Below are 21666 nucleotides of genomic sequence, written 5' to 3' on the forward strand. Positions count from 1 at the left end.
GGATACAATGAAGATGTAACCATTTTTTGGCGTAGGGAGGTTTGGGAGCTGATGTCTCAGCCTGCATTGTTTATTGCACACGGATCGCCTACTTTGGCCATTGAGCAAAACGCATATACGGAATTTCTTCGCCAATTGGGCCAAGAAACGCTGGAACTACCCAAAGCCGTTGTGATCTTCTCCGCCCACTGGGATGATCCGGTACAATGGGTCTCGACCGACACGGCACATACGACAATGCACGACTTCTACGGGTTTCCGGATGAAATGTACGCAATCGAATATCCGGCTCCGGGCAGTACCGAGTTGAGCGGGGAAATCGAGGCGATCTTCCGAGCGCATAATCTGCCATATAAGCCTTCGGTGGGGAGAGGTCTCGATCATGGGGCTTGGGTGGTCTTGCAACTGTTATTTCCATCCGCCGAGATCCCGGTAGTGGCTCTATCCGTAGACGCCAAACGCGAACCAGAAGAACAGTATGCCATCGGTAAGATGTTGTCCGAGCTGCGGCATCAGAATATCCTTGTGATCGGCAGCGGCGGATTGGTTCATAACCTTCGCCTGCTCGACTGGGAAGCGGGGAAACCGGAGGCATGGGCGGTTGAATTTGACGATTGGGTGGGTCAGCAGCTGCAGAGTTGGGATTTGCGGCAGCTGTTTGATTATGATCACAAGGCTCCACATGTGAGAATGGCGATTCCTTCTTACGGGCGAGAGCATTTCGCGCCGCTGCTGTACGCTATGGGCGCTGCGGATGACGAGCGCCGGGCGGTGAAGTTGTTTCAGGATTATCAGTACGGCAGCCTTAGCTTGAACTGCTGGAAGTTCGGCGGCTCTTGATGGGCGGAAGCTTCTTTCCGGTACATGATAAAGCCGGTCTAAATAAATAAAGCGCAGATCCCAAGGTTGGGGTCTGCGCTTTTTTCTGGCTGGAACGAGGTTAACGCCGTCGTCCGAAGTTCTTACGGAAGTAAGGCTGGATGAAATAGTCCAAACCGATCCGCCCGGCATTCGAACCGGCCACGACGATAAAGATTTGAAGGAGCAGCAGCAGCGGGTTCGAGCTCACCGTCCCCGAGAACAAAAAGGCGAAATTCATGACCATGCCGAAGAAGGCAGCCAGCCAAGTAAAGGTGCCAAGGATGAGGCCAAGTCCGACAAGTACCTCTCCATAAGGTACCAGGATATTAAACAAGCCGACATTCGGTACGGCAAAGTGTTCAAGGAACGAAGCCCACCAGCTCGACACGGCCGGGTGTTCGCCGCCGCTCTTCGCCAAGGCCCCCGTCAGAAATCCAGCGGCATCAAAACCGCCGGTCACCTTACCCCACCCCGAGGTCAGCCATTCATAACCTACGTAAAGTCTTACCAGCAAGAGCAGCACGGATGCAATCGTACTCTCCCTTAACCATTTTACGATCATCTCTACATCTCCTTTCCGCTAACGCGGTGACAGTGTTCGTTCTTTTTCGTGGAAATATTCTCCTGTCCCTTAGTATTCATATTAGGGACAAAATTTAAAACATTCAATTAATTATTTTAAATTTTAACCATAATTTTACCTAAGTGATGTTCTGGCTTCCCCCAGGTCCGCGGTTCAACGTATAATGTAGAAAACTCAGGAATTATGACGGAGGATATGCCTTTGAATTCATCGAAGTTAAGTTGGCTGCTGCTTGTATCGCTGCTCGTCGTTTTGCTCTCTGCCTGCGGAAAGAATGGGGAGGCTGCTCCTCCTGCGGACGGCATCGCTCCGCCGCAAACGGCGGTTCCGGAGGAGACGGCTCCGCCTGAACCGGAGACTCCCGCTTATACCGCCCCGCTGACCGGGCTGCCGCTGGAGGAGCCGATCACCCGCAGACCGCTTGCCATCATGATCAACAATGCCCCGGCGGCCCGCCCGCAATCGGGGTTGATCGATGCGGACGTTGTTTACGAGGTGCTGGCCGAAGGCGGGGTCACGCGATTGGTCTCGATCTTTCACAGTCAGGCGGACAATGCCAAGATCGGTCCGATCCGCAGTATTCGCCCCTATATGATCGATTTAGGCGAGAGCTATCATGGGGTGCTGGTGCATGCCGGGGCAAGCAACGACGCTTACGCGATTCTGCAAAGACAGCATAAGGAGGATCTGGACGAGATCACGAATGCCGGGTCTTTCTTCTGGCGGGACAAGTCCCGGAAAGCGCCGCATAATTTGTACTCCAACGTGGAGAAACTCCTGGAAGGTGCCGCCAAACGAGGGTATGCGACGGAGGAGACGGCCGTGCCGGGGTACTCTTTTTATAAGGAAAACGAACAACCCAATTCCCTGGAATCGGCCAACAATGTGGAGATTAAATTTCAACTAGACAATTACCGGGTAAGTTACGTATACGATGCTGCGACTGGACTCTACAAGCGCTCCATCAACGGTGAGCCGCATACCGATCTGGAGAGCGGGGAACAAATAACCGCTGCGAACGTGATTGTGATTGGGGCGGACCATCAAGTATTAGATGACGTTGGCCGGCTGGAGGTCGGTTTGTCGCTTGGCGGTGAAGCGGTGGTGTTCCAGCAGGGCAAAGTGACTCGGGCTGAATGGATCCGCAAGGACGGGGACATCATTCGGTTCATCCAAGATAATGTGGAGCTGCCGATGGTGCCGGGCAAGACCTTTATCCACGTCGTCCCCAATACTCCAGATTTCGCCAGTCATGTTAAGGCAGAGTAAAGCCGCGGAAGGCAGATCTTGTATTTTTAGGGCGATGGAAGGATAACTCTGGGAGAATAAGGGGAAATATAAGCTTATGTTCGTGAAATGTTTGCGACATTATTTCCTATCTGTGAAGCAGTTGTGATAAGATATTCAAGGTTGTGTAAAACCAGCCGCAAGAAATACCTTATGGAGAGAAAAGGGGATACTGATGCGAGTGAAGAAGAAAGATATCTTTTTCCAGACGTTAGAGGATATGGCGGATACGATCGTGCATTCGGCGGACTATTTCGCCCAGCAAGTGGCGGAATTCAAGGACGTTGAAGCGTTCGCCAAGAAGATGAAGGAATACGAATCCAAATGCGACGAATACACGCATACGATTATCGTGGAATTGAACAAAACGTTCATTACCCCCATTGAACGGGATGACATCATGCATCTGATCACGGCGTTGGACGATGTGATTGATGGTTTGGAAGCTTCGACTTCCCGATTCTTCATGTATCATTTGACCGAGCCGGACGAATATATCGCCCGTTTCGCAGAAATCCTGCGCAATTCGGCTTACGAAATCCAAAAGGCAATCCATTTGCTATCCCAGAAGAAGTTGCTTGCGATCCGCGAGTACACGATCCGTCTGAACGACCTGGAGAATCAAGGCGACGAGCTGCTTCGCATTTGCATCAAGGAACTGTTCATGAAGGTGACCGATCCGATCGTGTTGATCAAGAAGAAAGAGATTTACGAACGACTCGAAACAACGACGGATGCCTGCGAAAAGGTAGCCAACATGCTGGAATCCATCATCATGCGTAATTCTTAAGAACTTCACTCTATATTTGATATTCGGGAGGTTGGAATTGCGCGGATTTACATAGAGAGAATCATCTGTGCAAAAGAGCTATGGATACGAGTTTATTGATTATTCTCATCGTGATCATACTGGCGTTGGCGTTCGACTTCATTAACGGGTTTCATGATACCGCTAATGCGATCGCAACCTCGGTATCGACGCGCGCGCTGAAGCCGCGGACGGCGATCTTGATGGCGGCTGTAATGAACTTTCTGGGCGCGATTATGTTTACCGGCGTCGCCAAGACGATCGGGGGCAGCGTGGCCGATCCGGCGAAGCTGGATAACGGCCTGGAAGTGTTGATCGCTACGCTGCTGGCGGCAATCATTTGGAACCTCATTACGTGGTGGTTCGGGATACCATCGTCATCTTCCCATGCACTGATCGGCTCTTTGGCTGGGGCCGTGTACGTGGGTGCAGGGCCGGACAAGCTCAACTGGAGCGGGTTCACGACGATCGTGGAAGGGCTGGTATTCTCTCCGCTGATCGCTTTCGTAATTGGTTATATCGTTATGTTGGTATTAAAGTGGATCTTCGCCAGACGAAGCCCGCATACTGTAAATAAAGGCTTTCGGTCGTTGCAGGTCGTGACCGCGGCGCTGCAAAGCTTCACGCACGGCACGAATGATGCGCAGAAAGCCATGGGGATTATCACGTTTGCCCTGGTGACGGCTGACTTCCAGGATCATATGGAAGTGCCGCTATGGGTTAAGCTCGCCGCAGCAACGGCGATGGCGCTGGGAACCTCGATCGGCGGCTGGAAGATCATCAAAACGATGGGGACGAAAATTTTCAAAATCGAGCCGATCAACGGCTTCGCCGCAGATATCTCCGCCGCTTCGGTTATTTTCGGGGCGACGCTGATCCATCTTCCGGTCAGTACGACGCATGCCATTACTTCGGCAATCCTCGGCGTAGGTTCGGCGAAGCGGTTCTCCGCCGTTCGTTGGTCGATGGCCGGACGTATCGTCATTGCCTGGGTCATTACGATTCCGATCGTGTTTATCATGGCCGGAGCCATCTACAAACTCCTCTTCTAGAGGAAGTTCAAAAAGTCGTCTTTTGATCACGAAGTAAAAGCAAGAAGTTTATTCGGCATCGAATCTTGAATTCAGCCGGGCCTTCCGTTGCTCACGTAGATCTGTCTACGCTCCGCTACTCAGGCCCTAGCTTCATCCAACCTTCTCGGTGCTGAAAAGCCGACTTTTTGAACCTTTATTTAAAGAAATTGAACCCCTATCCTAGGGGATATCGACGAAAGCCAATCTGCTGAGGATTGGCTTTTTTTGAGGAGGCGGCGTATTATGATCAGGGTCATGGGGATGACGCGGGACCATCAGGTCTTGACGGACCTTCCGCTGGAACGGATCAAAGACGGGCAGTTCGTATGGACCTGGGTCGATTTGGACGCCCCAACGTCGGAGGAAGCAGAAGTGCTGGCGAGCTTCTTCCACTTCCACCCGCTGGCGATTGAAGATTGCCTGCATGTGCTGCAACGGCCCAAAATGGACTATTATGATGATTTTCAATTTCTGGTGCTGCATGCGATCGATGAAAATACGCTGAATACCGTAGAAGTGGATCTGTTTATCGGGGACGACTGTCTGGTTTCGTTCCACCAGCAGCGGCTGGACGAAATGGATGAAGCGTGGAACAGTATGCTGAAACGGGCCCATGACCGCAAGGTCTGGGTACACGGGCCGTATTCGGCGGCCTACATGGTGATCGACAGTCTGGTGGATCATTATTTTCCTTGCGTTTATGGGATTGAGGATGAACTCGATGAGTTGGAGAGTAAGGGCAGCCGCGAATCGGTTGAGCAGTTGATGAATCAGGTGTTCGATCTGCGGAGCCGGCTGCTTAAGCTGCGGCGGACGATCGTGCCGATGCGCGATCTGATGTACCGCATCCTGAACTCGCAGCATGTCCAAGGCGACAAGGAGCCGCGCGCCTATTATTCAGACATCTACGACCATTTGCTCAAGCTGTCGGAGATGATCGATGCCGACCGGGAAATGACCGCGGATTTGCGCGACTCCTATATTTCGCTGAATTCCAATCGGATGAACGGCATTATGAAGACGTTGACCGTCATCACCACCGTCTTTATGCCGCTGACGCTGATTGCCGGGATTTACGGGATGAATTTCGTTGATATGCCGGAACTGAAGTGGAAATACGGGTACTTTGCCGTCCTTGGGCTGATGGCTGGACTCAGTGGCTGGATGATTCTCTGGTTCAGTAAACGGGGCTGGTTTAAGTAAGTAAGTCGCCTCGCCTGTGTGCAACGAAGAGCAAAGACGCCGCCGAGTTAACGGCGGCGCTTGCCCGATTTGCCGGATTTGCCGGTCGACGAGCGTTTTCCGCTGCGGTTGGTTCCGGTACGGCTCCCGCTTTTCTTGCGAGTTGATTTGCTGCGGCGGGGGCGGTAATCGTCCTTCTGGCCGGCACGGCCGCCGGCGGATTTGCCTTTGCCGCCGGGCAGAAACGCGGTGAACAGCTTCGCCATCGGGGCGAATTGCTGCACGGTTTGCATCACCTTCTGCACCTGGCCCATCGTAGCCAAGATGCCGTCGATTCCGCCCATCCGGTCGACGATGCCTTTCAGGTCGCCTAAGCTCGGCAGCGATAATCCGCCACCGGATTTCGGCGTGGCCTTGACCGGCGCCTGGGTTGGTGCAGGGGACGGCGGGGAGTAAGGGACCAGCGAGGAAGCCTCCGCTTTAATTTCATACGGATTCACCCCCGGGTAGTAATGGGTGTACGGATAGAACGGGGGCACCGGACCTTGGCGTGAATCATAGTTCTGGGGCATGGTATCACTTTCCTTTTCGGATATTTTGTCGGGCAGGCAGATCAGAAGGCCCGTTTCCCTCTTGTCCGCCCTTCCGAGACAAGACCTAGGTTTGGATCGGGATACGCCGCATGGGACCCGCTCGTTGGAGTCGGCGTTATTTTCCCTAGCTAGGCGTTTGGATACTATACTGTATGTGCCCGCCGGGTCTAGCGTATGGACGAATGTCCCGGTTCTGGTGGGCGTTCGCGGATTTTGGGCGTTCTTTCTGTGATGCGTGAAACCGTTAATGCTTGAAAAGGAGTGCGCCACTCGGGTACAATGGGGTTGTGGTTACAGTAACAGTAGGGGATGATAATTCAGTGCAGCTGAAGAAGTTAAACGACAAAACAATTGACCAATTATTCGAAGCCATCTTAACGTTAAAAGACATCGAGGAATGTTACGTTTTTTTTGACGACTTATGTACCGTAAATGAAATTCAGTCTTTGTCGCAACGTCTGGAAGTGGCCCGTATGTTGGGCAAAGGCAACACATACAACCAGATCGAAGCTGAAACCGGCGCCAGCACGGCGACGATTTCGCGGGTGAAGCGCTGCTTGAACTACGGTAACGACGGCTACAAAATGGCGTTGGATCGTTTAGGGCGTTAAACCTATGACAGAGGAAATACAAGCACAGTCGATGGTGCAGGAGGAGGGGCGGAAGGTTGTCCAAGCAGAAGTCTTGCGGAATCCGGGCGTATTGGTAATTAGCCATGGTTCCCCGGACGAGCATTGGGTGGCCCTCGTGGAAGCGGCAGTAGCGGAAGCGGCGAGTGATTTGCCTGCCGGACTTCCTTTGGCTTGCGCTTTCCTCGAAACCGTGGAAGGCCGCCTCATCCAGGATGGCATCGATCGGCTGGAATCCCAGGGAGTGACGGACATGATCGTCATTCCCTTGTTCGTGTCCTCGGGGAGCACGCATATCGATGAGATCGCCTATGCGCTGGGCGTGAAGGATACGCCGGAGAAGGAAACCGACCTGGAACGTTTTCGGGTTTCCGCTCGGGTGTTATTTGGCGATCCTATCGATGACGGTCCGCTCATCGCTAAGATGGTATGGGACAAGGTGAAGGGGTTGTCGGTGCAGCCGGAGCGTGAAGTGCTGCTACTCGTTGGGCATGGCAGCAGGCATCCCGGCTTCTTGCAACGTTGGGAGCGCGGTATCGCTTCGCTGGCGGCACAGTGCGGGGAACTCGCCGGACTGGCTGGCGGGGCCGATTACGCGCTGCTGAATCCGGACAGCGTCCGTTCGAAGGTGCAGTATTGGTCGGAGCAGCGGGGGCTGGACGTAATTATCGCGCCGCTCTTCTTAAGCGCTGGATATTTTACGAAGGTCACGATCCCGTCGCGGCTGGAAGGACTGCCGCATCGCTATTCAGGAGAAGCCTTGCTGCCCCATCCTTTGGCGGCTCGCTGGATGTCACAGCAAATATTGAATATAATGGGATCATTGACATGTTGACATTATGAGATCGGGTGGCGTTTGTAGAATGAAAAGAGCTAGGTTGATTTATAATCCCACCTCGGGAAGAGAAGAGATGCGGCGCCTTCTGCCGGACGTGCTGGAGCGTCTGGATCAGGGCGGTATCGAAACGTCCTGCCATGCGACGACCGGGGAAGGTGATGCGACACGTGAAGCCGCCTTGGCGGTGGAACGCGGATACGACATCATTATCGCGGCCGGCGGTGACGGGACGCTGAATGAGGTCGTCAACGGCATGGCCGGGAAGAGCGACTTGCCGCCGCTGGGGGTGTTCCCGCTGGGCACGACTAACGATTTCGCCCGCGCGATGGGAATTTCCCGGCGTTGGGAGGATTATTGCGACCTGGTCATCGAGAATCAAACGAGACCGATTGATATCGGCCGGGTGAACGGCCGGCATTTCATCAATATCGCCGGCGGCGGCTCGCTCACGGAGCTGACGTACGAGGTACCCAGCCGGCTTAAGACGATGATCGGGCAGTTGGCCTATTACATGAAGGGCATCGAGAAGATGGCCAGCTTGTCGCCAACCACGCTGATCATTGATGCAGAAGGCTACGAGGTGATGGAAGGCGAATTCATGCTGTTCCTGATCGCCAACAGTAACTCGGTTGGCGGCTTCGAGAAGCTGGCGCCGGGCGCACGCATCGACGACGGGCTGCTGGACGTAATTGCCGTCAAGAAGTGCAACCTGGCGGAATTCATCCGCTTGGTCACGATGGCGCTGCGCGGCGACCACTTGGGCGACTCGCATGTTGTCCACTTCAAGACGCGGCGCATGGAAGTGACCTCGCCCGGCCGCGTGCTGCTGAATCTCGACGGCGAGCTGGGCGGCGAATTGCCGGGCGTGTTCGAGATTTTGCCGCAGCATTTGCAGATTTTTGCTTAGGGTGATTGAGGTAATAGATTAAAGATGTAGGTTGAGATGATCCCCCGCCGGGGTTGGCGGGGGATTTGGCTTGGTGGGGCATGTGCGGACGATGGAGAGGGTCGGCGGTGTACGTTGAAGGTTCAGGGGGAACTTGTTGGATGAGGTGTGGAGTATCGCATGGGGTTCGAAATGAATGAAGTGGAAATTCTACAGTTATTTGATGAGTCGCCGAGGCTCTGCGAGAATTAGATGGAAATCGTACAGTTCATTTCGGGGGTTGAGGCGAGAATAGGCTGAATGCGTCGAATGAAGTGTAGGATTTCCAGTTATTTTTGCGAAATCGGGCCAAACGGGGTAAATTAGATGGAGGATATACAGTTAGTTATTTTATAGATCAGCTCCATCAGCTTCAGGGAGGACGAACGGATGCGCTTCTCATAATGCTGAGGATTAAAGGATATAGGTGGAGCCGGATTGGATAGATAAAGTTATTGAAGTGACTGGTTCACTTGATCATAGAAGGAGAACGTGATGAAGAAACAACGAAGTAACCGTGGTCGCCCTAGCGGCGGACGAATGAATGGGGCCCCTGGAAATGGACCAAAGGTGGCTAGCGGCGATTTAAGCGGTCGTGGTGGGCGAGGAGAAGCTGGCGGGAAATCGCGGGGGCGTACAGCTGTGGCTGAGGCCTTAATCGCCGGCCTTCCTGTCGCGAAGAACGATGAAGTCGTGATCGACATCATCGGGATGAACCACGATGGGGAAGGCGTCGGCCGGGCCGAGGGCTACACGCTGTTTGTGGCAGGCGCCTTGCCGGGCGAAAAAGCCCGGGTCAAGGTGCTGAAGACGAAGAAGCAGTATGGCTACGCCAAACTGCTGGATGTGGTTGAGGTAAGTGCGGACAGGGTGGCTCCGCCCTGTCCGATCTACGACAAGTGCGGCGGCTGCCAGCTGCAGCACATGAGTTACGACGCGCAGCTCGCGTGGAAGCGGCAGCACGTCGTCGACGCGCTGGAGCGGATCGGCAAGCTGCGCGTGGCGGGGGGCGCGCCGGAAGCGGGCGCGCCTGCGGGCGGCAGCGGCGAGGAGCGCGCGGACGGCGACCACGCCGTCGTCGTGCGGCCGACGCTCGGCATGGCCGAGCCTTGGCGCTACCGCAACAAGGCGCAGGTGCCCGTCGGCGTCACTGATGGCGCGCTTGTCGGCGGCTTCTACGCACGCGGCAGCCATCGCATCGTCGACATGGAGACGTGCCTCATCCAGCACGAGAGCAACGATGACGTCGTCAGCCGAGTCAAAGCGATCGGCCGACGCCTCGGCATCACCGCCTACGATGAAGAGACGGGGAAAGGCTTGCTCCGTCATGTCGTGGTGAAGGTCGGCTTCCGCACCGGCGAAATGATGCTGGTGCTGGTTACGAACGGCGACCGGATCCCCCATGAGGACGAGTGGGTCGCTGCGATCCGCGAAGAGATGCCGTCCGTCGTCAGCATTTGCCAGAACGTCAATACACGGCAGACGAACGTCATTTTCGGCGACGTGACCCGCGTTCTATGGGGGCGCGAAGTGATCTTTGATTATATCGGGGACGTGAAGTTTGCGATCTCGGCGCGTTCTTTTTACCAAGTGAACCCGCTCCAGACGGAAGTCCTCTACGGCAAAACCGTGGAATACGCCGGGTTGACCGGCCAAGAGACGGTTATCGACGCCTACTGCGGCATCGGCACCATCTCCCTGTTCCTGGCGCAGCATGCCAAGCGGGTGTACGGCGTGGAGATCGTCAAAGAGGCAATTGAGGACGCCCGCGTCAACGCCGAACTGAATGGGATGAGCCATGTTACCTTTGAGGTGGGCGCCTCCGAAGACGTCATCCCGGCCTGGAAAGAGCAGGGCATCGAAGCCGACGTCATCGTCGTCGACCCGCCGCGCAAAGGCTGTGACCCACGCCTGTTGGACACCATCCTCGAGATGAAACCTGAGCGCGTGGTGTACGTATCGTGTAATCCCGCGACTCTGGCTCGTGATCTGCGTATCCTGGAGGACGGCGGGTACCGGACCGTTGAGGTCACGCCGGTGGATATGTTCCCGCATACGGTGCATGTCGAATCGGTGGCAAAGCTATACCGACAAGAATAGATTCATAGATTCAGTAATAAACTTAATTTAGGGGTGGGTATTCTGAGAAAGCAAAAACCAATGTCAATGGACGAACTGCTGAAGGATTTACAAGGTCAAAGAACGATGGAGGAAGATCCAAGTCATATTTCATTAAGCAGTTTGTTTCATGAGTCGTTTATGCGACAACATTCAAACCATAATAGCTTTGAAGCGTTTTTAGAAAAGGGCAATTTCCAAGCCGAGACACATGAAGACATCAATAAGATCAATGATGAACTCTTAAATCGTCATGTAGTTAGGGAGACAGACTTTGCAAGTTGGAGCGCAATGCTGGACACAGCGACTAAAGAGTATTCGAATAAGTAAAGGAAGTGCCGATAGGTGACATCAGGCCCCTACAGGGTAAGGAAAAGTTGATGCGACTGCGAGTGGGTACATACAGGGTTATTTTCCAAGTAGGATGTTGTTCTCGAAGTTTGTTATGAGGCTGGTCCAACAGGGTATGACTTGTATCATTGGATCACCCGAATGGGAGTGAATTGCGAAGTCATTGATCCTTCAAGAATTCCCGTCCGTGCAGGGGACTCCATTAAGACAGACCGCCGGGATGCCGAGCGGCTGGCTCAACTGCATCGTGCTGAGAGTTAACCTCTATCCATGTGCCGACACGAGAAACAGAAGCTTTACGGGATCTTGTTAGAGCACGTGAAGATGCAAAAGAAGATCTTCATCGGGCTCGTCAGCGTGTCATTCATTTTCTGCTACGTCATCACATCCATCCCACCACGCCTCTTAACAATGCGTATCACGGTGGGCCTTTCTATTTATTGGGATAAGGACAAGCAAGGCACCCTAAGCCAATTCCTGTAGAGTGCCCGTATCCCTACAAAATTAGGGAGATCCTCAAGAACGCTCAGATATTACGAGCAGGTGGGTTTGTTAAAAAGCGAGCGTCCGCCCTTTGAGAAATACCGCTTTTATGACAGCGAAGCGATCAACCGGTTGCAGCAAATTTTGGTGCTGCGGAAAATGCAAATTTCCATTAAGGACATTTTGCGGATTTATCAAAATTAGGACATGGAGACTATAGTGCAAAGCTTTGTTAAGCGCATGGAGGAAATTGATGTTGAAATCAGCACACTTTCCCAATTAAAGGCCTATATCCATGACTTCTTGAACGCAATGATTGCACACGGAATTACACAGATTTCCGCCTTACCCCTGCTCTATGAAATGGCGGAGACAGAGCTCGTATCCTCACCCAAACCGGACCTATCCATGGAAACACTGAACAACATTACGGATAAGATGGCAAGACCGCTGGATACGGATATTGTAACGTTGCCATCAATGGAAGTGGTTACATCTGTAAGATCAGACAACGGTAAGTCAGAGACCGAGAGCTTTTGGGACTGGCTTTCCGCCAATCAAATCCCTTTTGGAAAACCGGGAAGTCGTACGATGTTTGAGTACCAACGCGATGAGGAACTCGTTATGATGCAGAAACTGCCTGATCACATCTCTGCCTTGGTTCAATTAAGCGATTCGGCAGAGGATCTCCCGTTTGAGTGCAAAGAGTTTCCGGGCGGCTTGTTTGCGACTTCATCCGCGTATGCAGACGAAGATTTAGGTTCCTTACAATACCGGATGCTGCAAAGCTTTGACGATAACCCCAACTTTGAAGTGGATTATCTTCACAATGGTAGCTTGCGCCATGAAGCATTAATCGAAGCTGTATTATCCCCTGAAAATCATCGAGAACGGATCCATATTTATATCCCTGTACGACAGCGCAAACCCAATTTTGTGGATTATCCTGATTTTGAAATGACAATGTGGATCTCATATGAAGAAATCGAAAAGGCTAATCCGATTCTACGAGAATATAAGGTGATTTTCGCCGATCTACGGCCCCCATTTTAAAGTTTTGGAGAATGGCGAGGCTGAATTTATCGCATGGATTTCCGAAAGGAAGCTGGATACCAATGTGGCCGTAAGACTCCCGTTTCGGATTGACATGGAATTTTGGGCAGAGGAAGAGAGTGAAGAGTACCTTTGGGGAACAACCGAGGGTTGCCTCTGGTTTTCCCATGGAGGTTGCACTTACACCATGAATGCCGACAACTATGTCGATAACGCTTTAAAAAAAACATGCACTTTCCTTTCAGCAGCCTGTACTAGAGAATGCATTCTCTTATCCGCAAATCGGGTACTTTCCTCATAATCAATATAACAAGCTGACGTGGATCGTGGGGGGAAACACTTTGCGGTTATTCTAAACGGCGAGGTCCGCTTTTGCGGCATGCACTTCCCTTATATGGATATGAACTTACACTTGCAAACGCCGCAGACGATTGTGATTGGAACCAACGGGCTAGGGAAAAAGCGGTTCCGCTCGATCCGAATTTCACAACTGAAAACCTCAGCGAAAACCAATATCACGAAGAGGGCGTTAAAAATGAATGTGAAGCAGAGCAACAACACACTGCCTCATGTAAGGCAGATCGTTCATCCCGAATACGGTCAGAATTATTGGTTCAACGGCTGTGCGGAGTATGTGATGGAATGTCTGGGCGAGAAGGATTTCGATTATTGGTTTTTTGCGGGGCTAACCGGAGAGAACTTTACGCAGATTTTTTCCAAGAATCATTTTCGAGGAGACGGCGCAGTGATTATCGCCTGAGCGAGCCTGGGAACCATAGCTATGTTGAAGAAATCTTTGAAAAATGCGGCTACGCAAGCACTTTTGTTCCACTGAAGCAAATCCTGTCCAATCGTGATATGTATGTGCAAATGCTGATGGCGTATATTGACAAGGGCATACCCGTCATTTTCAATGATTATGGAAACAACCCGTATCACCGTCTTGGCTGGGGTGTGCTTGTAGGGGATGCTGATTACGGAAAAACCCTGCTCTATATGGGCGGTTTCGGAACAGAACCGGATTCCATTTCAGTTGAAGATTTATTGCCAAAGGGATATACAGAGCAGGATAGCCATTGCCATGGTTGGTTATTTGTCGGTGAACAACAGGATCGCAAAACCTTGGCTAAAATCTATCGGGAGCGGATCTTATCGCTGCCTCAACTTCTTACTTATGATAGCGAGAATTACTGTTTTGGGGTAAAAGCGTTCCGTGCATGGGCAGATCGTATTGAATCTGGCTTTTTTGAGCATATCACACTGGAGAAACTCGATAACTGGGGGATGCACACCGTTTATGTTTGTTGCCTCGCCACCAACAGCGGCGGCTGCGAGGGCTTTCTAGAAAAGGCGCTTGCCTTAAATCCTAACATGACATTTATTAATACCATCATCGAGCTTTACGGCCAAACAGGCCGCTATTGGAATGATGACAACGGCACAGATTTAGAGGCTTTAGGCGGTGGCTTTAATGTTACGTTAGAAGCTTTGCAGGATAAAGGAAAGCGTAAGAAAATAGCTGATAAGCTTAGATCCTTCGCGGATCGTATGGACGAAGTTTCGGCTGTTATCACTTGATAAAAACACCACAAATCGTTTCTCCTGCTTCTGAAAATTCTGTTCCAGCAATATCGCCATATATTTCAAATGAATTGAAACCTATAGGCTGGATTTCAGATATCAATGCTTCTTTCGTGAAAAAATGATCCCAGATATGATAACAATTGATCGTATCTTCAGTGATCACAATGGACTGTCTTAGTTCAGTACGGTCTTCATCATCATATTGATAAACCGAATCCAAGCAAAGATGGGGCTTTTCGTTCCAAAATCCCCCCGCTTCGCTGTAATACCATGAGCGACCTTCTGCCTTTCTTATAAGATTTGTAGACACATCGAAAATGAATTTCCCGTTGGGCTTTAATGCTTGATAAACTTTTCTCAATAGGATCTGTCTATCCGTAATGGATAACGGTGCATAATCACAATAAATCAGAGTGGCTACGTCAAACTGTTCTATATAATCTATTGTCAAATAGTTTTGATAAACGTACTGGATATTGCTTTGGTTAAGTATCGTTTGTTCTTTGGCATATTCGATGGAACGCTTTGAAAAGTCAACCCCAGTTACCGCATAACCTGCCTTACGAAAATGTTCTGCATAAATTCCCGGTCCGCACCCTAAATCCAGTAATTGTGGATATTGTGCAGGTTGAGCAATTGAAGCAATCCAATGGACTGATTTTTCAACGAAATCATGTTTTCGGGTTGCCGCTTCCCAATCAGGGTTGAGATGTGCCTCAAGCATTCCTTTCGAAATATGCTCATCATCCCAGAAACTACCTGTACTTGGGGCATAAAGTTCCGGCTTGATTAAATAATTTCTTAATACGTTGAACATCAGTCAGTTCCTCCCTTGTCTCATGATCAGCTCCCTTCAAGATGTTACTTTGATTATAGTTGTTAGCAAGTTGTTGGTATATAGAGAGAATAACTATAGTGAGAAATTCCTCTCCGTTGGTAAAAGAACTGAGCAAAGTTCAGGGATGCCTGGGCGTTGCTCGGTTTTTTATTATCAGAAATCTTTTGATGCCGGGTCCGGAAGAATGGCCGAGTCAGGCGATACCCTGGTGTTCGATACCTCGCGTACCAGATACACCACGGAGGACAAGCTGAATCATCAATCCCAGCTCACCATTATCGTCAATACCTCAAATATGAAGGTAACCAACGATCTGGGGCGCTTCCAGAAAAATCATGTCAGCCACTCTTTTGATCAATATGTATTGTTCGATATTGGCTCGCAAGTGCTTGTGGATCATGGAGATGCCTATCCCCGTTCAGTGGTTCTTCATAAGGGCAATGGAATGAGTTACAGCGAGGCGGATCTGTTTAAGATTCCAGGCAAAATCGGAGCGAATGAGACTGGGGATTCTGTTGGTGGGGTCGGTGATTTCGTGTTGCAGCGTCCTTCCCACCGAACGTCCCGTCGTCTTCGGTAGGCATCAAATTTTTTTCGATCGCATAGGCAACATACTCCTTAGCCCAATTAGAAACTGTGGGATCATCCACTCCTAGCGTTGCCGTGGCCTCCTTTTCCTTTCCCAGCCCGCGAATCAGAAACGTAGCCAACTGCTCCTTGGTTACCTTACCTGAAGGATCATAGATACCTTCTCTATAGCCATCCGTGATCCCTGCGGCTTTTACCGCTTCGATGTATGGCACCGCATATCCATATGCAGGATCATCGGCTTTAACGTCACTGAATGAAGATGTCTCTAAGTCCGTATCCACCTCCAAGTTGAAAATCAACGCCGCAACCTTAGCGAATTGCGCTCGGTTCATTTCCTCATTAAGGCCGAATGTGCCTTCAGACACGCCGTCGAATACACCCGCGGATATCATCGCGTCGAACTTGGCTTTCGTTATCTCGTCCAGATCCTTCAAGTCCGTAAATTTGGCTGAAGTCTTCGTAGCAGAAGTTGCGTGATTGGCCAAGTAATCGGCGGAAATGAAGCAAAGCAGCAAGGTCATCAATACGCCGACAACTTTTTTCTTCATCGTTTTTTTGCCCCTCCTATTGTGCGATAAATGTTATTGATTTTTTCTGCTGTCATTTTATCACGTGGGCATGGCCTGCAAGTGAAACTTAAAGAAAACTTTAAACTCGCGCTCTAGTTCATGGTGAGGCCATGCCGTCATGTTTTCATTGGAGGAAACTGGGGATGCTATCGTGAGGGGGAGCTATTATAATAGAGTATTAGGTACAACGAGAAGATAGGAGTTTGCATATGACGAATAACTTTTGGCGTGATTTACCGCGACCTTTTTTTATACTTGCACCAATGGAAGATGTAACGCATGTTGTGTTTCGTCACGTCGTAAGTAAAGCTGGGAGACCGGATGTCTACTTTACGGAGTTTGCCAATACGGAGAGCTATTGTCACCCGGAGGGGAATCATAGCGTACGAGGGCGTTTGCTCTTTACCGAGGATGAACAACCGATGGTGGCGCATATATGGGGCGATAAGCCTGAATTTTTTGCAAAGATGAGTATCGGGATGGCGCAGCAAGGCTTCAAAGGGATCGATATCAATATGGGATGCCCCGTTCCGAATGTGGCCTCCAACGGGAAGGGGAGCGGCTTAATTCTCCGCCCAGAGGTTGCCGCTGGCATCATCCAAGCCGCCAAGGCAGGGGGGCTCCCCGTAAGTGTCAAGACGCGACTTGGTTTCACGGAGGTGGAGGAATGGCGGGATTGGTTGACCCATATTTTGCAGCAAGATATTGCGAATCTGTCGATCCATTTGCGGACACGAGACGAAATGAGCCAAGTCGATGCGCATTGGGAATTGATTCCTGAGATTAAAGCGCTTCGCGATCGGGTGGCCCCGCAGACCCTCCTTACGATCAATGGCGATATTCCGGACCGTCAGACGGGCTTGAAGCTGGCTGAGCAGTATGGGGTGGATGGGATCATGATTGGACGAGGGATTTTTAAGAACCCGTTTGCTTTTGAAAAAGAGCCAAGAGAACATAGCACTGCCGAATATCTGGATCTGTTACGATTGCACCTGGATCTCCATGATCAGTATGCTGGACAATTGGAGGCGCGGCCATTTAAGGCGCTACAGCGCTTTTTTAAAGTTTATGTCAAAGGGTTTCGAGGGGCAAGTGAATTGAGAAATCAATTGATGAGCACCGCGTCTACCGATGAAGTTCGCGCGCTTCTGGATGCATTTGCGCATCAGATGGAAGAGACGTCAAACAGTTAAATCAGCGGATTCGCAGCTTCATAAAACGAGTTTCGGTATTGGACCGGCTCGTTTTTTTGTGTGCGGGATTCCTCTGTCCATAAGTTCAATAAAACTTCAAGAAAAGCAGGGCCTAGGAACTATTGGAATAATTTTCATATTTTCGTATGATCAGAACTGTAAGATATTGTTTTAATTCGTCAACATATGAAAGGTATGGAATATAGAGCGATTACAATTTTGTGGTTCGTCTCTTAGATGAGCCGCAGATTATTAATATGAGGAGGTATAAAAATGACTAGCAGAAAAGTCTCTATGAAAGCCACATCTCTTTTGGTCGTTTTAGCCGTAATCCTGTCTACCTTTCTAGCAGTTATTCCAGCAAGTGCAGCCGCAAGAGGAGCATGGGCTCCAAATACTTCATACGCAGTAAACGATACCGTAACTTATAACGGAAGCACTTATACTTGCATTCAGGCACATACTTCCCTCGTAGGTTGGGAACCTGCTGTTGTTCCGGCTTTATGGGGATTAAGCAGCGGTGGCGGAACGAATCCAAACCCCAACCCAAACCCCAATCCCAATCCCAATCCAAACCCATCACCAGTAACAAAGCCTGGGGAAGTTCCGAGTCACATCTGGACCTATGTCATGAACGCGGACAATGCTTATGGTAAAGGCGGGGATTTTGCCTTATTGCTGAGCGCCGTGATCAAGAAGGAAAGCAGCTTTGGCGCAGGTCTACCGGGCAGCCCTTCGGCCGGCGACGGATTGATGCAGGTTGAACCCAACACGCGGAATGCGTATTTGTCTCAATTTAGCGCCAAGTTTGGTCATGCCTATAACCATAGCAGTGAACAGGATCAAGTATACATGGGCGCACTGATTTTGAACGAGAAGATGAATCGATTCGGCAACATCTATAACGGCTTGTTGCACTATAACGGTGGCGATTACTGGTATCCGGGAGCCACGGATTCCTATGGCCGTCCGATCTTGGCGGATCAATACGCAAATCAAGTATACGCTCAGTATAAGAGCTACGGCGGCAGATCCTAAAGAGTAACTAATACACAAGATCCACCAATCGTAAGGTTATGGTGGATCTTGTTTTTTGCCTGCTTTGTTGTAAGCCATAATTGTACTTGATATCGGTTGGATGTAAAGTAGACGTATGGAGGTGAGGTTATGCCTTTGGGAGTCAAGGTGGATCTTGAGGTTCAACAGTTTAAAGCCGTCCGATTTATTGGTCAAGAGGTCGTCGTTGGCAAGACCAACCCGGTACCTGAGTTATGGAATCGAATCTTGAATGACGGAACCAACGATTTGCTCCAAGGTTTACCCGATCGCGTATCTCCCAAGGGAGACACGATTGGGTGGATGGGGGAATACAATCCTCAGACCCAAGAGTTTGTTTATATTGCCGGGATCTTTGCTAAGCCGGAGGCTGCGGTTCCGGAGGGTTTCTCTTACCGAGATATTCCCGATTGTTTGATGGGGGTCGGCTGGATCCAAGGAATGACGCCTCATCTAGAGAAAGGTGCGCATGGGAAAACGGAGAAGGTCATGCGAGCTCATGGGTATGAGCCGGATTACTCCATGGTCGGGATATCAATGGAGTATTATTCCTTCGAGAAGTTTGCCAAGATCGAAGAGGACGGAAAGAACCTCTTTACGTTTGGCTATTATTTGCCCTGCAAAAGGAGGGTTTAACCTCAACCGAAACTAACTAGACTGGAATAGTAGCGAGGGGCAAAACGCCCCTCTTTTTTTGCGTTCTCTTCTCACTTTCCTGCTCCTCTGCTGTATCGAGATTTTTCACAGACGATCTTAATATGAACAGCGATTTCCATATTCATGCAAAGGCAGGCGCGGAACGGTTGTTCCATCCCTGATCGAAAGGTATAATGACCGAAGGAGCTTGAAAGCTACCTATCTATGAACGTTCAAAAGGGTCAGTCATCATGAGCATGGAATTAAACGAAATCCAGAAGCAAGCGGTCCTTCAAACCGAAGGACCCTTGCTTTTGTTAGCTTCGCCCGGATCGGGGAAGACGACAACGATCATTAAGCGCATCGGCTATTTGATCGAGGAGAAGGGGATACCCCCGAGAAGAATCAAGGCCGTGACCTTTAGCCGTGCTTCAGCCCACGATATGAGGGAACGCTTTAAAACTCTCTATCCGCAGCTAACGCCTGTCGATTTCTCCACGATCCATAGCTTGGCTTACGAGGTGGTGCGGGAGCATTTCCGCGTGATCCAGACTCCATTTCAAATCATTGAAGGGGAAGCTAACTCTGCCGAGCTAGAAACCATAGATTCAGAACAACAACCTTTGCATAAGAAGATCATTTTGCGGAATCTCTTTAAAGCGATTACCGGAGAGAACATCACGGATGACCAGTTAGATGAGCTCACCACTTACATCAGCTTTATCAAAAATAAAATGATCCCCTCCGAGCAGTGGTCCACGGTAAAGGTGGAGGTGCCCCAGGCTGAACGGATTTTGCGGGATTACGAGCTCTTCAAGCAATCCGGAACCCGATCGCTGCTTCTGGATTATGACGACATGCTGGTGGTTTGCGAGCAGATCCTGGCGGGGGATGAGAGCTTGCTTCGCAAATATCAGGAGCGTTATGATTACGTCCTAACGGATGAGAGCCAGGACACGTCCAGGGTTCAGCATGCCATTATCGAGAAGCTGGTGCAGCGGCATCATAACCTATGCGTCGTCGCCGACGATGATCAAAGTCTCTACAGCTGGCGTGGGGCCGATCCTGCCTATTTGCTGAACTTCAAGCAGGTCTACCCGGATGCGATGATCTTGTTTATGGAGCAGAATTACCGTTCATCCAAAGAGATCGTGGAGATCGCCAACACGTTTATTCAGCGAAACCAAGATCGCTACTTGAAAAATATGTTTACCCAGAATCCTCCCTACAAGCCGATTGAGATTCGAAGTTTGGACGATTACGGCAACCAGGCCAAATATCTAGTTCAGGAGATTCAACAGCTCGAGAATCTTACCGAGGTAGCCGTCTTCTATCGAAATCATTCTTCATCCATCGCTTTAATGAATGCATTTGATCGTGCAGGCATTCCTTTTTATATGAAGGATGCGGATAACCGCTTTTTCTCCCATTGGGTGGTTGAGGATATCCTCAATTTCATGCGGATGACGTTCACGGATAAGCGTCCCGATATTCTGGAGAAGATTCATCTGAAATTCAATGGATACATTAGCAAGCAGCAAATGGCAGCCTTGCTCGAGATTCATAATGACGAGTCGGTATTTGATAATCTACTGAACCGGGTACCGGTGCAGGATTATCAAGTGAAGCAGCTAACGATGTGCAAGGAAACGTTTCAGCAAATGAAAGGAATGCCGCCCCTGCATGCCATTCATGTCATTCGAGATCGGCTGGGTTATGAGAAGGCCCTTGAGAAGATGTGCGAGCGGCTTGGGTTCCGCAAGGAATACCTGATCGGCATCCTGAACACGCTGGAGGAAATTGCGGCGGGGTTAACTACAATGGAGGAGTTTGCAAGCAGGTTAAAGTACTTGGAGTCGGCGTTGAGAACCTCAAGGTCGAAGAGGGGGCAGAATGTCGTCACCTTCTCCACAATGCACAGCTCGAAGGGCTTGGAATTCGAAAGAGTGTATATGATCGACCTAGTGGAAGGGGTCCTTCCGTCCAAGGACGATAAGGAGAACGCGGAAATGATGGAGGAGGCCACCCGATTATTTTATGTGGGGATGACCCGGGCGAAGAAGCATTTGGAACTGATCACTTATAAGAAACGGGATGGGGCGGAGGTGACAGAGTCACGGTTTGTGACGGCTGTGAGGAGCATTCAGAATCCGCCAAAAGAGTCTGAAACATCGCATCCAGCTACCGTTGAACCCCCGATCAATCCGAATGCGATCCGGACAGCTACCGAACTCATCGAAGGGGAAACGGTTCAACACAGGGCCTTTGGAGCAGGCGTTATCGTTAAGGTGAGCCATGAACGCATTCATATTCAGTTTCAGGCAGGCGAAAAGGCATTAGCGATGACAACCTGCCTTGAAATGGGGCTATTAGAGCGGAAAAATGGGGAATAAAAAAGACGCTGAATATTCAGCG

At 50.5% G+C, this 21666-nt stretch carries 21 protein-coding genes; 17 read left to right on the plus strand and 4 right to left on the minus strand.

Features of this window, described 5'->3' with window-relative positions; all coding sequences use genetic code 11:
- Positions 1-51: 51 nt before the first annotated feature.
- Complete coding sequence (locus M0651_RS18485) at positions 52-840, plus strand: DODA-type extradiol aromatic ring-opening family dioxygenase (RefSeq protein ID WP_248553202.1); 789 nt, start codon at positions 52-54, stop codon at positions 838-840.
- Positions 841-940: 100 nt separating this feature from the next.
- Here the strand turns inward: M0651_RS18485 and M0651_RS18490 are convergent, their stop codons facing one another.
- Complete coding sequence (locus M0651_RS18490; RefSeq protein WP_248553203.1) at positions 941-1423, minus strand: DoxX family membrane protein; 483 nt, start codon at positions 1421-1423, stop codon at positions 941-943.
- A gap of 216 nt (positions 1424-1639) precedes the next feature.
- On the opposite strand from M0651_RS18490, the gene M0651_RS18495 reads away from it, so the two are divergent.
- The 4 genes from M0651_RS18495 (at position 1640) to corA (ending at position 5815) form a co-directional block, all read left to right on the plus strand.
- Positions 1640-2713: a DUF3048 domain-containing protein gene (locus M0651_RS18495; protein WP_248553204.1), complete on the plus strand. Its 1074-nt coding sequence runs from the start codon at positions 1640-1642 to the stop codon at positions 2711-2713.
- 193 nt (positions 2714-2906) lie between these two features.
- Positions 2907-3521: a DUF47 domain-containing protein gene (locus M0651_RS18500; RefSeq protein ID WP_248553205.1), complete on the plus strand. Its 615-nt coding sequence runs from the start codon at positions 2907-2909 to the stop codon at positions 3519-3521.
- Positions 3522-3601: 80 nt separating this feature from the next.
- Positions 3602-4591: an inorganic phosphate transporter gene (locus M0651_RS18505; protein ID WP_248553206.1), complete on the plus strand. Its 990-nt coding sequence runs from the start codon at positions 3602-3604 to the stop codon at positions 4589-4591.
- 264 nt (positions 4592-4855) lie between these two features.
- Positions 4856-5815, plus strand: coding sequence for a magnesium/cobalt transporter CorA (gene corA / locus M0651_RS18510; protein ID WP_248553207.1), 960 nt, complete (start codon positions 4856-4858; stop codon positions 5813-5815).
- Positions 5816-5862: 47 nt separating this feature from the next.
- Here the strand turns inward: corA and M0651_RS18515 are convergent, their stop codons facing one another.
- Positions 5863-6366: a hypothetical protein gene (locus tag M0651_RS18515; RefSeq protein WP_248553208.1), complete on the minus strand. Its 504-nt coding sequence runs from the start codon at positions 6364-6366 to the stop codon at positions 5863-5865.
- A 341-nt stretch (positions 6367-6707) separates the two neighbouring features.
- Here M0651_RS18515 and M0651_RS18520 point away from each other — a divergent pair, with 341 nt between their 5' ends.
- The 8 genes from M0651_RS18520 (at position 6708) to M0651_RS18560 (ending at position 14362) form a co-directional block, all read left to right on the plus strand.
- Positions 6708-6998: a YerC/YecD family TrpR-related protein gene (locus M0651_RS18520; protein WP_059047100.1), complete on the plus strand. Its 291-nt coding sequence runs from the start codon at positions 6708-6710 to the stop codon at positions 6996-6998.
- A gap of 31 nt (positions 6999-7029) precedes the next feature.
- Entirely contained in the window at positions 7030-7851 is an 822-nt protein-coding gene (locus M0651_RS18525; protein ID WP_248553227.1) for a sirohydrochlorin chelatase, read from the plus strand.
- A 28-nt stretch (positions 7852-7879) separates the two neighbouring features.
- Positions 7880-8761, plus strand: a complete 882-nt coding sequence (locus tag M0651_RS18530; RefSeq protein ID WP_248553209.1) for a diacylglycerol kinase — start codon at positions 7880-7882, stop codon at positions 8759-8761.
- A 558-nt stretch (positions 8762-9319) separates the two neighbouring features.
- On the plus strand, positions 9320-10879 hold the full coding sequence (gene rlmD / locus M0651_RS18535) for a 23S rRNA (uracil(1939)-C(5))-methyltransferase RlmD (RefSeq protein ID WP_372491012.1): 1560 nt from the start codon (positions 9320-9322) through the stop codon (positions 10877-10879).
- Between the two features lie 60 nt (positions 10880-10939).
- Positions 10940-11227 carry a hypothetical protein gene (locus tag M0651_RS18540; RefSeq protein WP_248553211.1) on the plus strand — a complete coding sequence of 96 codons (288 nt, stop codon included), beginning with the start codon at positions 10940-10942 and terminating at the stop codon, positions 11225-11227.
- Between the two features lie 513 nt (positions 11228-11740).
- Entirely contained in the window at positions 11741-11935 is a 195-nt protein-coding gene (locus M0651_RS18550) for a MerR family transcriptional regulator (protein ID WP_308195544.1), read from the plus strand.
- Between the two features lie 15 nt (positions 11936-11950).
- Positions 11951-12784 (plus strand): hypothetical protein, encoded by an 834-nt coding sequence (locus M0651_RS18555; protein ID WP_248553213.1) that lies wholly within the window; start codon positions 11951-11953, stop codon positions 12782-12784.
- Between the two features lie 372 nt (positions 12785-13156).
- On the plus strand, positions 13157-14362 hold the full coding sequence (locus tag M0651_RS18560) for a hypothetical protein (protein ID WP_248553214.1): 1206 nt from the start codon (positions 13157-13159) through the stop codon (positions 14360-14362).
- Here M0651_RS18560 and M0651_RS18565 read toward each other — a convergent pair.
- Positions 14355-15185 (minus strand): class I SAM-dependent methyltransferase, encoded by an 831-nt coding sequence (locus tag M0651_RS18565; RefSeq protein WP_248553215.1) that lies wholly within the window; start codon positions 15183-15185, stop codon positions 14355-14357. The genes M0651_RS18560 and M0651_RS18565 overlap by 8 nt on opposite strands.
- Positions 15186-15676: 491 nt before the next feature.
- On the minus strand, positions 15677-16345 hold the full coding sequence (locus M0651_RS18570) for an S-layer homology domain-containing protein (protein WP_248553216.1): 669 nt from the start codon (positions 16343-16345) through the stop codon (positions 15677-15679).
- A gap of 230 nt (positions 16346-16575) precedes the next feature.
- Between M0651_RS18570 and M0651_RS18575 the strand changes: the two genes are divergently transcribed.
- The 4 genes from M0651_RS18575 to M0651_RS18590 all read left to right on the plus strand — a co-directional run bounded on the left by M0651_RS18575 (position 16576) and on the right by M0651_RS18590 (position 21644).
- Entirely contained in the window at positions 16576-17559 is a 984-nt protein-coding gene (locus M0651_RS18575; RefSeq protein WP_248553217.1) for a tRNA dihydrouridine synthase, read from the plus strand.
- A 294-nt stretch (positions 17560-17853) separates the two neighbouring features.
- Positions 17854-18597 (plus strand): carbohydrate-binding protein, encoded by a 744-nt coding sequence (locus M0651_RS24370; protein ID WP_504928352.1) that lies wholly within the window; start codon positions 17854-17856, stop codon positions 18595-18597.
- A gap of 129 nt (positions 18598-18726) precedes the next feature.
- Positions 18727-19251: a GyrI-like domain-containing protein gene (locus M0651_RS18585; RefSeq protein ID WP_248553219.1), complete on the plus strand. Its 525-nt coding sequence runs from the start codon at positions 18727-18729 to the stop codon at positions 19249-19251.
- 251 nt (positions 19252-19502) lie between these two features.
- Positions 19503-21644, plus strand: a complete 2142-nt coding sequence (locus M0651_RS18590) for an ATP-dependent helicase (RefSeq protein ID WP_248553220.1) — start codon at positions 19503-19505, stop codon at positions 21642-21644.
- The last annotated feature ends 22 nt before the right edge of the window (positions 21645-21666 follow it).

The organism is Paenibacillus mellifer (assembly GCF_023195895.1).
GTDB classification, from domain to species: domain Bacteria; phylum Bacillota; class Bacilli; order Paenibacillales; family Paenibacillaceae; genus Fontibacillus; species Fontibacillus mellifer.